Raw genomic sequence first — 13,682 nt, 5'->3', positions numbered from 1 at the left:
CATGGCCGTTCGCCGACTCGATCCCATTCTCGTCGACCGCATTGCCGCTGGCGAGGTGGTGGAGCGGCCTGCGGCTGCCGTGAAGGAGCTGGTCGAGAACGCCATCGACGCGGGAGCGCATTCGATCGAGATCACCGTCGAGGCCGGAGGCCGCCGGCTGATCCGCATCGTCGACGATGGGTCCGGCATGTCGCCAGAAGACCTGGAACTGGCGGTCGAGCGCCATGCCACCTCGAAGATCCCAGATGGCGACCTGTTCGCGATCAATACGCTCGGATTCCGCGGCGAGGCATTGCCGTCGATCGGCGCCGTCGCCCGCCTTGCCATCACGACGCGCACGGCGGAGGCCGAGACGGGATCTACCATTGTAGTCGAGGCAGGCGTCAGAAGCCCGGTCCGGCCGGTGGCTGCGCCGAAGGGCACTAAGATCGAAGTCACGGACCTTTTCGCCGCCACGCCTGCACGGCTGAAATTCCTCAAGAGCGACCGGTCCGAGGCACAGGCCGTGGCCGAGATCGTGAAGCGGCTGGCCATTGCTCACCCGACGGTCCGTTTCACGCTGAGCGGCGAGCACATCACATCCTTCACCTATCCGCCAGAGCCGGAAGGGGAGCACGGTTTCCTGCGCCGCCTGTCCCGCGTCTTGGGTTCGGAATTCGATGACAACGCCATGCCGGTCGCCGTGGAGCGCGAGGGGGTGCGCCTGTCCGGCTTTGCGGGCCTGCCGACCTTTCACCGCGGGACCTCGACGCAGATCCATTTCGTCGTCAACGGGCGGCCCGTGCGCGACAAGCTTCTGCTCGGTGCCGTACGTGGCGCCTATGCCGATGTGATGGCATCCGACCGGCATCCCGTTCTCGCGCTATTGGTCGATTGCGATCCTCGGCTGGTCGATGTGAACGTCCATCCGGCGAAGACGGAGGTGCGTTTCCGCGATCCGGCCTTCGTGCGCGGCTTTGTGGTGGCGGCCCTGAAGGAGGCGATCACACGCTTCGGCTTCCGCTCCGCCTCTACGGGGGGAGCACGCACATTGGAGAGCCTGCGTCCGCAGGTGGCACCGCCGGTGCGTCCGGTTTCCGTCGCGCATCGCGCGCCGTCCTTCCGTCACATGCCGGCCTTCGCAGGATGGCAGGCGCCGCACGAGACCTCGAGTCCGCCAGGATTGGCTGAAAGCCAGACCTTCCTGCCTGACCTCGCGACCCCCTCCGCAGACAGCCGCGCCGCACTGGCCGAGCTCGAACCCGACGCGGACCGCTCGCCGCTAGGAGCGGCCCGGGCGCAGATTCACGGCACCTATATCGTCGCACAGACCCCGGACGGGATCGTCATCGTCGATCAGCATGCGGCCCATGAGCGGCTGGTCTACGAGCGCCTGAAGCGCGAACGCACCGTGTCCGGCATCGCGCGCCAGCTTCTGCTGATCCCGGAGGTCGTCGATCTCGATCCAGTCGATGCGGATCGGGTGATGGCCGAGGCTGAGACGCTCGAGGGTCTCGGACTCGTCCTCGAGCCTTTCGGTCCCGGAGCGATCCTCGTGCGCGAGGTGCCTTCCGCTCTCGCGGGGGGGCGCATCAAGGCGCTGGTCCAGGACGTGGCGGATGCGCTTGCCGAATGGGGGCAGGGAGCGTCGAGCCCGCTGGAAGAGCGTCTCGACGCGGTTCTGTCCCGAATGTCCTGCCACGGCTCCGTCCGTGCCGGCCGGCGCATGAAGCCCGAGGAAATGAATGCGCTGCTACGCGAGATGGAGGCCACCCCTCTGTCGGGGCAATGCAATCATGGGCGGCCCACTTATGTGGAGCTGAAGCTCGCCGATATCGAGCGTCTGTTCGGACGCCGGTGACGCCACCTTCATCCGGCCCTATCTTCCTGCGGTGATCTGCATCGGGAGGCGCTGGATGACGACGATGACCGTGAAATTGCGCGGTATTCCTGGAACCGAAGCATCGGTCGGATGGGCCGGAGCCCATACCCTCGTGGTCGACCGGCCGGAGGGAAAGGCCGGAGGACAGGGGCTGGGGTTCAACGGCGGCCAGCTGCTCGGTCTCGCCGTCGGCGGGTGTCTCTGTAACGATCTCTACTATGTGGCCCACAACATGGATATTGCGCTTGCGTCCGTCGCCATCGACGTCGACGTGAGCTTCGACGGCAGCCCACTTCTCGCAACATCCATCGCGGTCCAGGTCGCCATCGAGGCGGTGGAAGAGGATGTGGATCTGGAAGATCTTCTCCGGCGCGCGAAGGCCATGTCGACCGTGAGCAACTCCATCGCGCGAGGCGTTCCGGTCAGCATTTCGCCTTATGAGGAATCCCAAGACACCGGGAGGGGCTCAGGCGTTCGCGCCACCGGCGGCTAAATCATCGAATGTGAATTCATACTCGATGATTTAGCCCTTTGATCCTGAGCATCGAACGCAAAACCGGTTCCCACTTTTGCGTTCGATGCTCTAGAAGCTCAGCGGCGTTCCGGACGTCACTTCAAGCGCATCACCACGGCGATCATAGACGACCTTGAACGGCGGCAGCGTTCGCCCGTTGCGCCGGCCGCGATAGCTGACCGTTACCCGCCCGGCCGGCTCCATCTTCCAGGTTCCCGAGATATCCGTGCAGGGCTTGCCGTGCGGAACCGCATCGCAATCGCTCTGCGAGAGGATGATGCCGTTTTCCGGACTGATCGCTCTTGCCTGCCCATCGCGGAAAATGAAGATCTGAAGCGAGCTGTACGTCTCTCCCTGGAAGGTTCCGCCGCCTTCCACTCCAATTCCGTCATCCGATCCGGCCCGGACGGGTGTGATGGCGGTGAGATCGCCCCAGGATCCGCTTTCCCCGAATTCACGGTGACGTGCGATGGGAACGAGGCGATCCTTGTCGCGCCTGAGGAAATCGGCGCTGATCTTTGCGCCGCAGCCGTGACAATCCTCGCCCGGCTTCTGGCTCAGCGTGAACAGCACGACCGTATTGCCGAAGGTATTGGCCTGATACGGATAAACACAGGCCTCAGGATCGGATTCGTCAGGATCGTCTCTGCGCTCGGGGAGATTGGGATAGGCGGCCTTCAGCGCGTTCTGGAGCAATGTCTCGCCGGCCATAGAGGCTGCGGAACCGGGGCAAAGCTGCTGGGGAACGTCCTCCGCCCAGGCGCCTTGCGCACCGAGCAGAAGACAGGCGACAGCGAGAACAACGAGACGCCCGATCATGGCCAGCACCGACTCTCAAGGCCCTCATAGGCCCGTGGTCTGCATAGCGAAATCTTATTGTGCCGCAACGGAAAGATCGCCGTGCTGCGGCACACACGACAAGGTGTGTCTTCTTCGCATCGAAGCCAAGAGCGGGAGCAATTTTTGGGGCCATCCGATGCCCACCTTTTCAGCGGCGCAGGCATGCGCCGGCGGAAAGGTCAGCGAGAAGGGCCGGCGCGCTCGGAGGAGGCTGCCCAGATGTTCACACCGCCCTCCACGGCATAGCTGTCGATCTCGGCCAGTTCCTCCGCCGAGAAGGCCAAGGTCTTGAGTGCGGTGACGCACTCGACGATCTGCTCGGGCCGGCTTGCTCCGATCAGGGCGGTGGTGATCCGCGGGTCGCGCAGCACCCAGGCGAGAGCCATCTGAGCGAGGGTCTGCCCGCGCCGCTCCGCGAGGCGGTTCAGTCCCTGGATTCGCGCGAGATTGTCGTCGCTCAGGAAGCTCTGGCGCAGGGATTTTCCAGCCGCGGCCCGGCTGTCCTGCGGGATGCCGCCGAGATACCTGCCCGTCAGCATGCCTTGGGCGAGGGGTGAGAATACGATCGTGCCCAGGCCGGTCTCCTCCAGCACATCAAGCAAGCCGTCCTCCTCGATCCAGCGGTTGATCATCGAATAGCTCGGCTGATGGATGATGACCGGCGTCTTGAGCTCGCGGAGGATCGCCACCGCCTCGCGAGTGCGGCGGGCGTTGTAGGACGAGAGGCCGACATAAAGCGCCTTGCCCTGCCGCACGGCGGAGTCGAGGGCCATCATGGTTTCCTCGAGCGGCGTATCCGGGTCGAAGCGGTGGGAATAGAAGATATCGACGTAGTCGAGCCCCATCCGCTTCAGGCTCTGGTCGAGGCTGGAGAGCAGGTACTTGCGGCTGCCCCATTCGCCATAAGGACCCGGCCACATGCGGTAGCCGGCCTTGGTGGAGATGACGAGCTCGTCGCGCAGACCTTGGAAATCGGTGCGCAGCACCTCACCGAAGAAGGTCTCCGCCGAGCCGGGCGGTGGGCCGTAGTTGTTGGCGAGATCGAAATGCGTGATGCCGAGATCGAAGGCCGTGCGGCACATCTCGCGAGCGTTGGCGACGGGCCTGTCCTCGCCGAAATTATGCCAGAGGCCGAGGGAGATCGCCGGCAGCTTCAGCCCGCTCTGGCCGCACCGGTTGTAGAGCATGGAATCGTAACGGTTCTCGGCGGGCAGATAGGTCATCATCGTCTCCCAGCAATCATGGTCCGGACATTGCGAGCGAGACAGGACGCTCGCATATCGGTCGTTTCTTGTCTAACCGTGCGCCGCGTGAAAGCGGCACATGGCTCGGCATCGAAGCCATCTTGCGCAGCATTCTAGAAGTGCGTGATCACCGTGATGCCGGTGCCCTCGAAACGGTCCATCGTCATCAGAGCGTCCGATGCCTCGTCGAGACCGATATGCTTGCCGATGAGCTTCTGCGGCGTGAGCTTGCCGGTCTCGATCATCGCCATCATGGCGTCATAGCGGAACGCCTGCATGCCATGGCTTCCATAGATCTCGAGCTCGTGCGCGATCACCTTGTCCATGGGAATGGCGGGCCGCGCATGATCGTCCAGCATCAGGCCGATCTGCACGTGACGTCCGCGGCGGCGCAGGTTCGCAATGGAGTTGAAACAGGTGACGGGATGGCCGAGGGCGTCGATGGATACATGCGCGCCGCCATCGGTGATCTCGCGCACGGCCGCAACCACATCGATGCCGGCGGAAGCCTCGACAGTCGCGACTGCGCCCAGTGCGCGCGCCAGATCGAGCTTTTCCTTCGTGAGGTCGATGGCGATCACATTCGCCCCCATGGCCGTGGCGATCATGATCGCCGAGAGGCCGACGCCGCCGCAGCCGTGGACGGCGACCCACTCGCCGGGCTTCACTCGGCCCTGATCGACGATGGCGCGGAACGAGGTGACAAAGCGGCAGCCGAGACTGGCTGCGGTCGCGAAATCGAGACTCTCCGGGAGCGCGACCAGATTGAGATCCGCGTGATCGAGCGCGACATATTCCGCGAACGAGCCCCAGGCGGTGAAGCCCGGCTGGAACTGGTGCTCGCAGACCTGCTGGTTGCCCGAGTGACATTCGCGGCAATGTCCGCAACCGGCCACGAACGGCACGGTGACCCGGTCGCCGGCCTGCCAGCGCGTCACCTGCCGCCCGGTGGCGACGATGGTTCCGGCAAGCTCGTGTCCCGGGACATGCGGCAGGACGATGTCGGGGTCGTGCCCCTTCCAGCCGTGCCAGTCGCTCCGGCACAACCCCGTCGCCTCCACCTTCACCACCACGCCTTCCGCCGAGGGGCTCGGATCCGGGACGTTCTGAATACGCGGAGGTGCGGAGAATTGTTCGTAGACGACGGCTTTCATGGGGGCTCTTCCTCATCACGCGACGGGTTGGTTTAGCCCGAGGGTGACGGAGGGGCAAATGCTCCACCGTCGTTCCGGGGCCGCGAAAGCGGAGCCCGGAACCCATAAACTCTAAGTTCGGGAAATAGAGCACGACGATAGCCATCGCGTTCTATTTCGTAACGTTAGCGGCTATGGGTTCCGGGTTCGCCTGCGGCGCCCCGGAATGACAGTGCAGGGTTGTTCTTTCTCGCCCTGAGAGGTGAAAGGCCGGAGGGGATCAGGCGCGGTATCGCCCGAACACCACCTTCGTCTCTCCGTAATCCCGCCGCTCGACCTCTTCGAAACCATCGGGCAGGGTGACGTCGACGTCCTGAGCTTCCTCCACCACCACGAGCGCGCCGGGCGTGAGCCATCCGCCGGCGGCGCAAGAGGCGAGGGCCTTCGGGGCAAGGTCCTTGCCGTAGGGCGGGTCGCAGAAGACCAGCGAGAAGGGGGCATTCGGCGCGGCCGCGCCCATCCGCGTGGCGTCGCGGCGGAACAGGCGCGTGGCGCCACCGGCACCGAGGGTTTCGACATTCTCGCGGATCAGACCCCGCGCCTGTGCACCGTCATCGACGAAGAGGGCGAAGGCGGCACCGCGGGAGAGGGCCTCAAGCCCCAACGCGCCGGTGCCGGCGAAAAGATCGAGCACGCGCGCGCCCTCAACGGGGTCATCGTAGGAGTGCTGGAGAATGTTGAAGACGGTCTCGCGCAGACGGTCGGAGGTCGGACGGATCCCGTCCGACTTTGGTCCGACCAGCGAGCGGCCGCGCCAGCGCCCGCCAACAATCCTCACGATTCACTCCTCACGGACGCCGGCCGCGCGGGCCACCCTTGGGCCCGCCACCTTTCGAGCCGCCCTTGAAGCCACCGCCAGGCCGTCCTTTCGAAGGGCCACGTGAGGGTGGGCCACGCCGTGGACGATCGTCGCCTCCGCGTTCACGGAAAGGCCTGTCTCCAACGTCTCGCTTCGGCTTGAACGAACGCTCACCGCCTTCGCTACGAGAGCGGAAAGGCCGGTCGCCATCCTCCCGCCGTGGCTTGAATGGGCGGTCGCCGCTCTCACCTCGCGAGCGGAAGGAGCGATCCCCTTCGGGGCGGGGACGGCGCGGGCGTTCCTCGTCGTCGCGCCGAGGGCGGGAGAAGCCGCCTTCGCGCGTGCGGCGCGGGGCCTCGTCCCGATCCGGGCGCCGCCGCGGGCGATCCTCCCTGCCGGGAGCCGTACGGTCGTCCGCATGCCTGTCACGACGCATTGGGGCCTCGTCCCGAGCTTCGGCGATCAGACGTTCCACCACGACCTTGCGGCCCTCGCTGGACGAAACGGCACCGACGCGTTGGCGCGGGCGTTCCGCGCTCGCGGCACGCGCGGCCCTCGGATCCGCGCCACGGCGCGGCGCCTTGCGATGGGCTCCTTCTTCCGGCGCATCGGCGCGCCAGACGCTCTTCTTCGGCTCGAGGCGGGACGGGCGCCTGCTCGTTTCCTCCTCGCGCTCGCCACGCGGACCTTCGCCGCGGGAGCGGAAGGGGCGCTCTTCGCGATCTCTACCGTGGCGAGGACGCTCCTCGTCATCGAAACGCCTACGCGCAGGACGTTCGTCACGGTCCTCGCCACGCTCGGCGCGATCCTTCTTCGGCGACCCGAAGGGAGCGATCGGCTCGCGCACAGGGCCTTCGAAATCGGCGCCGGCCTCAGTAGCGAGCGTCGCGCCAAGTTGATCCTTCAGCACCTTGGTCCGGACCTCTTCGACGAGATCGGATTCGAGATCACCGAGCTGGAACGGCCCGAAGGACAGGCGGATGAGCCGGTTCACCTGCAGGCCGAGATGTTCGAGAATGCGCTTGACCTCGCGGTTCTTGCCCTCGCGAAGACCCAGCGTCAGCCACACGTTGTCGCCCTGCACACGGTCGAGGCGGGCCTCCACGGGGCCGTATTCCATCTCGTCGACCGTGACGCCGTCGCGGAGGCGGTCGAGATCCGCCTGCGTCACGTCCCCATGCGCGCGCACCTTATAACGGCGCAACCAGCCGGTATCCGGGTGGGCGATCACCTTCGCGAGACCGCCGTCATTGGTGAGGAGTAGGAGGCCTTCGGTATTGATGTCGAGGCGGCCGACCGCGACGACACGCGGCAGATCCTCAGGCAGATTCTCGAATACGGTCGGCCGGCCCTCAGGATCGCGCGCCGTGGTCACGAGACCACGCGGCTTGTGATAGAGCCAGAGACGCGTCCGTTCCTTCACCGGAAGTGGCTCGCCATCCACGGTGATCCTGTCGGACGCCGTGACGTTGATGGCCGGGGATTCCAGCACCGTTCCGTTGAGCGTGACGCGGCCCTCGGCGATCATCGCCTCGGCATCCCGGCGGGAGGCGACGCCGGCGCGGGCGATCACCTTGGCAATACGCTCCTCCACGGGCTCCTTCGCCTCGACCTGAGTTTCGGGGCGCTCCTCGCTCTTGCGGCGCGGCCGCTCTTCCGCCGAGCGGTCGAAGCGCCGGGGCCGCTCGGCGCCGCCACGGCCACGGAAGGGACGGTCCCCCTCGTCGCGCCGGGGACGGAACGGCTTATCGCCATCCTCGCGCGGGCGGCGGGGCCGGTCGTCCTTGTCGCGGGCACGGAAAGGCTTTCCCGGACCCTTGCCGGATTTCCATGGGCTCTCGTCGCCGCGGTCGCGGAACGGGCGGTCGCCTTCCTGGCGTGGTTTGCCATCGTGGCGGGATTTGAAGGGCCGGTCACCGGAAGTGCGGCCTCGATCGGGGCGCCCGGGCGGGCGGCCCTTTCGACGATCATCATTGCTGTCGGTCATGGGAGCCTGATAGCAGAGGAGAAGGAGAGAAGCGAGGACAATGGATAAATCCGGCGCCGACAAAAGAGATCCCACTGCGCAGGCCGTCGACCCCATGGGTGTGGCCTTCGACGAGGCCCGCGCCGCCGCCGCGCGGGGCGAGGTGCCCGTCGGGGCCGCCATCGTCAAGGACGGCCGGATCGTCGCCGCCGCCGGCAATGCGCCCCGTGCCTTGCGCGATCCATCGGCCCACGCGGAAATGCTTGCCATCCGCCAGGCCTGCCAGGCGCTTGACGACGAGCGTCTCATGGGCTGCGATCTCTATGTGACCCTCGAACCCTGCACCATGTGCGCCGCCGTGATCTCCTTCGCCCGTCTCCGCAGGGTCTATTTCGCCGCCTCCGATCCCAAAGGCGGGGCGGTGGAGAACGGCGTGCGGTTCTTTCATCAGCCCACCTGTCACCATGTGCCGGAGGTCTATGGCGGAATCCGCGAAGCGGAGGCTGCTTCGCTGTTGCGGGAGTTTTTCGAGACCAAGCGCTAATCTCGTAAGGTGTTCCGGACAGAACACCGGCTATGGCGTTCCAAGAAATTCCTGCAGCGCCGTGAGCGTCGCGCCCGGCTCTTCCTCCGCCATGAAATGGCCTGATGATATCCCGACGCCCCTGATGCCCGGTGCGAAGGTGGAGCGCCAGATATCCAGGGGATGCTGCTCTTCGCCGCTCGTGCCGCTCACCAGATAGAAATCGCTCCAGATCAGCTGCACGGGACATTGGATGGTGCGGCCGGCGGCACGGTCGGCATCGTCCGCCTCGATGTCCCGGGTTGCGCCCGCCCGATAGTCTTCGCAGAAGGCGTGGATGCGGGACGGTTCGTTGAAGCCTTGCCGATAGGCCTGCATGGCCCGCGGATCGAAGGGCGAAAGGTCCCCGGGGGCCGCCCATTTCGTCATCAGCCCTTCGAAATACGCAATGGGGTTTCGGCCGATATCATCCTCGGGCCAGGGATAGGGGCGGGACAGGAAGCCCCAATGCGCTTCCGGCACGTGGCCAGCCTTCATCTGTGCCCAGACATAGGAGGTAGGGAGGATGTCGAGGAGCGACAAGCGCTCGATCCGGCCCGGATGGTCGAGGGCGAGGCGATATCCGACCCGTGCGCCGCGATCATGCCCGGCAAGAGCGAAGCGTGTCGCGCCGAGCGCCTCCATGACGGCGATGACGTCTTGCCCCATGGCCCGCTTTGAGTAGGTCTCGTGCTCATCATCGCTGCGTGGCACCGAGGACCAACCGTAGCCGCGCAGGTCCATGCAGACGACCCGATAAGTCTCCGCCAGCACCGGGGCGAGGCGATGCCACATCACGTGGGTCTGCGGAAAACCATGCAGGAGCATGAGGGGAGGGCCGTCACCCTTCGAGCGTGCGAAGATGCGTCCCGCCTCCGTGTCGATCCAGTGGGATTGAAAGCCGGGAAAGAGATCGTCGCTCATGGGGCCTCATCGGAAAACGGTGGTGATGGACCCAATACCTATGGCGTCGATCCTGAAAGTGGATGCCACTTCCAGAATCGATCGGATGCTTCTGTCTTGAAGGAGAGCATCGCGGAGCCGCTCCGGTGCACCGTGCTCCGGGAACGGCCCGTGTTTCGTCAGCTCCGCTCGCGCTCCACTTCGCGCCAGCCGATATCGTGGCGGCAGAAGCCTTCTGGCCAATCGATCCGGGATACAGCCTCGTAGGCGCGCTTCTGGGCGGCGGTAATCGTCGGGCCGAGAGCCGTCACGTTCAGGACGCGACCGCCATTGCTGACGATGCGGTCTCCCTCGCGCTTCGTGCCGGCATGGAAGACGATGACATCGTCCAACGCCTCGGCGGCTTCGATGCCACGGATCTCCGATCCCTTCTCGACAGGGCCCGGATAGCCCTTCGCCGCCATCACGACCGTCAGTGCCGTATCACTGCGCCATTGCAGGGACATGTTGTCGAGAACGCCGTCGCAGGCCGCCACCAGAGCGGTCAGGAGGTCCGATTTCAGGCGCGGGAGCAGCACCTGCGTTTCGGGGTCGCCGAACCGGGCATTGTATTCGATAAGCTGAGGGCCGGATTCCGTGAGCATCAGGCCGGCATAGAGAATGCCCGTATAGGGCGTTCCCCGGGCGCGCATTCCAGCAAGCGTCGGCTCGATGATCTCGCGCATGACGCGGGCCTGGATGTCCGCCGTCAGCACGGTCGCGGGAGAATAGGCGCCCATGCCGCCGGTATTGGGGCCTTGGTCTCCGTCATGGACACGCTTGTGGTCCTGCGCCGTGCCGAGGGGGATGGCCGTCTTGCCGTCGCACAGGGCAAAGAAGCTCGCTTCCTCGCCTTCGAGGAAGGCCTCCACCACCACCTCGGCCCCGGCCTCGCCGAAACCACCGCCCAGCATCATGTCGACCGCGGCCGCGGCCTCTTCGAAGGAGGTCGCGACGACCACCCCTTTGCCGGCGGCAAGACCGTCAGCCTTGATGACGATCGGAACGCCGAAGTTGCGGATATAGGTCTTGGCGGTCTCGGCATCGGTGAACCGCCGATAGGCTGCGGTCGGGATCTCGAATTCGGCGCAGAAATCCTTCGTGAAGGCCTTCGAGCCTTCGAGCCGTGCGGCCGCCCTGGTCGGCCCGAAGGCCTTGATGCCAGCCGCGGTGAGGTCATCCACCAGCCCGGCCACGAGAGGGGCTTCGGGGCCGACCATCACGAAATTGATGCTCTTCGCGCGGCAGAAATCGATCACGGCCGCATGATCGGCCACGTCGAGGGCGACATTCTCTCCATGCTGCGCCGTACCCGGATTGCCGGGTGCGATGTACAGCCTGTCGCAGAGCGGGCTCGCCGAGATGCTCCAGGCCAATGCGTGCTCGCGTCCGCCCGATCCGATGAGAAGGATGTTCATACCTGCCGCCTTGTTGTGACAGGCTGCTCTTAACGGTAGGCGGGACGCGCTTCAACCTGGGCGTCTGGCGCTACTCTCGCTTCCTCAGATGATGAAGAGGTCGTGATAGGTGAGCTTGAGGTTCTTGCTCAAGGTCGCGATGGCAATCGCCGCCTTCTCGCCCGATCCGTCCGGATCGTACGACAACACCCCGGTCTTCTTGTTGTAGATCAGGTAATCGTTGCCGTCCTTGGCCGTGTCCGCCACCTTGAAGAACGCGCTCTTGAGCGCCAAAGGCTTGGCTTCCGTGCCCTTCTTGATCGCCGCATAAAAACTCTTGTTGGCCTTGAACAGGGCATTGTCGAGAAAGATCGTATCGTCCTTGACATTGAAGTCGGCGATCTTGTCGAGGTTGGTTTTCTTGTTCAGGGCCGTGTTGAAGACGAAGGTATCCTGGCCAGCCCCACCGTAAAGCACGTCCTTGCCGGCCAAGCCCCAGAGTTGATCGTTGCCGCTTCCACCCGTCAACCGGTCAGCGTGTGACGTTCCGCGCAGCAACAATCCGCCTGAGGGCAGCCAGACGGGAGCCGATCCGAATTCCGATTCCAAATGTGTGGTGTCGACGGTCTGGTCATCAAATTGAAATTTCTGAACATTTTTGACGAGATCTGTGCCGTCCTGGCCCGTGATCGTGATGCTGCCGTCCGCATTCAGTCCAAAGCTGTACTGCGCTTTTGTTCCTGTGAAGATCGCTACGTTCTGACCCGAGCCGCCATCGATCGTATCGTCGCCGACGCCGCCCCTGAGAACATCGTTGTTCTCTTTGCCGACGAGACTATCGTTTCCAGTCCCTCCGTCGAGCGTGTCATTGCCGGCTTCTCCATCGAGGTGATCAGCTTCGGATCCGCCTGTGAGACTGTCGGCACCTGTACCGCCATAAAGGTCGTCTTGCCCTGCACCGCCATCGAGGACATCGTCGCCCGCATCGCCGCCGAGGACGTCGTGCCCCGCGCCACCTTGTACAGTATCGTTGCCGCCCTGGGCTGAGATCCAGTTCCAAGGACCATCATCGCCAATCAGCTTATCATTGTAATTCGAGCCGATGATCTCTTCGATGCTGGTCAATGTATCGCCAGCGGCGTACCCGCCGGAGGCCGTCCCGTTTGATAGGTTCACAGATACGGCGCGGTCGGAATCTGCGTAGGTGACGCGATCGATACCGGAGCCCCCATCGATGCTATCTGCGCCCCGTCCTCCATCGATCGAGTCGTCCTGCGAGCCACCATAAAGGGAATCGTTGCCGTCGCCGCCGACGAGAGTGTCCTGCCCGTCAAGGCCGGAGATCGAATCGTCCCCGTTGAAGCCGCGAAGGTCGTTGGCGCCTGTGCTACCAGTTAGAGTATCGTTGTACGTAGATCCCCATAAACCGACGATATTGATGAAGTGATCGCCTGCAGCATCGCCGGTGTTGAGGTTTTCGTGAGACAGATCGACAACCAGACCCGTGGTTGAATCGTCATAGGTTGCGAAGCTGATGCCGTCGCTTCCATCCAGCGTATCGGAGCCCGCTCCACCGTGAAGCAGATTGGAACCTCCGCCGCCGCTCAGAAGGTCATTGCCGGCGCCGCCGTCAAACGTATCGTTCGCAGCTCCGCCAAGGGCTGTATCGTTCCCTTCTCCGAGATCCACGATCTTCGTCGCACTGCCGCCCTGCGAACTGTCGTAGAGATCCTTACCGTCCCCAAGAAGAACCGCCTTTTGTCCGTTGCTTCTCAAGATCCCGTTATTGATGACGACGTCGTCAGACTTGCCGCTCCAGATTGCGCAGATATCACCGAACATGTCGCCCGTGTTCGTGACCTTGAGGAGTCCCGAACGAGGGTCAAAATAGACCCCGTAATTTCCCCCAGTCACCATACCGTCGTTGATGACGGTAAGGTCTGCACCTCCGTCGATGGCTTTGTTCGTGGCGTTGATGGTGCCGTGATTGGTGAGTGTGACGGGGTTGGCGCATAAAAAGCCGTCATGTCCTTCCAAGAGACCGCTTTCTCCAATCGTTGCAGTTCCTGACATGATCATAAGCCCTATACCGGCCGGACTTGAGATGTGCCCGTTGACGGTCACATTGCAGTTATCGGCCGGATAGAAGATTATGACCCCATCCCCGGATGGGGTGATGACGCTGCCCGACTGAGTCACCTCGACAGACACATTCGCATCCGCAGATGGCGTGAAATCCTGCGTGGCGGTCCGCTGATCGTCGATGGTATAGGTCAGATTGATAGCCATGAGTGGTCCCCTTGTGAGCTGGAATTAATTACGCAACGATATTTCGTAAGAAATGTTCCATTGAGACGTGCGAAG

Annotated in this window: 11 protein-coding genes; 3 read left to right on the top strand and 8 right to left on the bottom strand. The window is 64.1% G+C overall.

The features are described 5' to 3' along the window. The first annotated feature begins 1 nt into the window (after position 1). Both mutL and K9B37_RS07300 read left to right on the top strand, forming a co-directional pair. Complete coding sequence (gene mutL, locus K9B37_RS07305; RefSeq protein ID WP_224312407.1) at positions 2-1,840, top strand: DNA mismatch repair endonuclease MutL; 1,839 nt, start codon at positions 2-4, stop codon at positions 1,838-1,840. Between the two features lie 55 nt (positions 1,841-1,895). Beyond that, a complete protein-coding gene (locus tag K9B37_RS07300; protein WP_224312406.1) occupies positions 1,896-2,354 on the top strand; it encodes an OsmC family protein in 459 nt (152 codons plus the stop codon). Between the two features lie 90 nt (positions 2,355-2,444). Here the strand turns inward: K9B37_RS07300 and K9B37_RS07295 are convergent, their stop codons facing one another. From K9B37_RS07295 to K9B37_RS07275, 5 genes are all read right to left on the bottom strand, one after another. Next, positions 2,445-3,194 carry a hypothetical protein gene (locus K9B37_RS07295; protein ID WP_224312405.1) on the bottom strand — a complete coding sequence of 250 codons (750 nt, stop codon included), beginning with the start codon at positions 3,192-3,194 and terminating at the stop codon, positions 2,445-2,447. 200 nt (positions 3,195-3,394) lie between these two features. Continuing rightward, positions 3,395-4,438, bottom strand: a complete 1,044-nt coding sequence (mgrA, locus tag K9B37_RS07290) for an L-glyceraldehyde 3-phosphate reductase (protein WP_224312527.1) — start codon at positions 4,436-4,438, stop codon at positions 3,395-3,397. 134 nt (positions 4,439-4,572) lie between these two features. Beyond that, positions 4,573-5,613 carry a zinc-dependent alcohol dehydrogenase family protein gene (locus tag K9B37_RS07285; RefSeq protein ID WP_224312404.1) on the bottom strand — a complete coding sequence of 347 codons (1,041 nt, stop codon included), beginning with the start codon at positions 5,611-5,613 and terminating at the stop codon, positions 4,573-4,575. A gap of 259 nt (positions 5,614-5,872) precedes the next feature. Then, positions 5,873-6,430, bottom strand: coding sequence for a 16S rRNA (guanine(966)-N(2))-methyltransferase RsmD (gene rsmD, locus K9B37_RS07280; RefSeq protein ID WP_224312403.1), 558 nt, complete (start codon positions 6,428-6,430; stop codon positions 5,873-5,875). 10 nt (positions 6,431-6,440) lie between these two features. Beyond that, on the bottom strand, positions 6,441-8,438 hold the full coding sequence (locus tag K9B37_RS07275; protein WP_224312402.1) for a pseudouridine synthase: 1,998 nt from the start codon (positions 8,436-8,438) through the stop codon (positions 6,441-6,443). A 40-nt stretch (positions 8,439-8,478) separates the two neighbouring features. On the opposite strand from K9B37_RS07275, the gene K9B37_RS07270 reads away from it, so the two are divergent. Next, positions 8,479-8,961 (top strand): nucleoside deaminase, encoded by a 483-nt coding sequence (locus K9B37_RS07270; protein WP_439651694.1) that lies wholly within the window; start codon positions 8,479-8,481, stop codon positions 8,959-8,961. A gap of 30 nt (positions 8,962-8,991) precedes the next feature. Here the strand turns inward: K9B37_RS07270 and K9B37_RS07265 are convergent, their stop codons facing one another. From K9B37_RS07265 to K9B37_RS07255, 3 genes are all read right to left on the bottom strand, one after another. After that, the gene (locus K9B37_RS07265; protein WP_224312401.1) at positions 8,992-9,903 is read right to left on the bottom strand and encodes an alpha/beta fold hydrolase; all 912 of its coding nucleotides are present in this window, start codon (positions 9,901-9,903) and stop codon (positions 8,992-8,994) included. Between the two features lie 158 nt (positions 9,904-10,061). Next, positions 10,062-11,339: a phosphoribosylamine--glycine ligase gene (gene purD, locus K9B37_RS07260; RefSeq protein ID WP_224312400.1), complete on the bottom strand. Its 1,278-nt coding sequence runs from the start codon at positions 11,337-11,339 to the stop codon at positions 10,062-10,064. An 84-nt stretch (positions 11,340-11,423) separates the two neighbouring features. Further along, the gene (locus K9B37_RS07255; RefSeq protein ID WP_224312399.1) at positions 11,424-13,607 is read right to left on the bottom strand and encodes a calcium-binding protein; all 2,184 of its coding nucleotides are present in this window, start codon (positions 13,605-13,607) and stop codon (positions 11,424-11,426) included. Positions 13,608-13,682: the final 75 nt, after the last annotated feature.

The organism is Microvirga puerhi, assembly GCF_020089865.1.
Lineage (GTDB): Bacteria > Pseudomonadota > Alphaproteobacteria > Rhizobiales > Beijerinckiaceae > Microvirga > Microvirga puerhi.
This window is presented reverse-complemented; position numbering and strand designations above follow the sequence as displayed.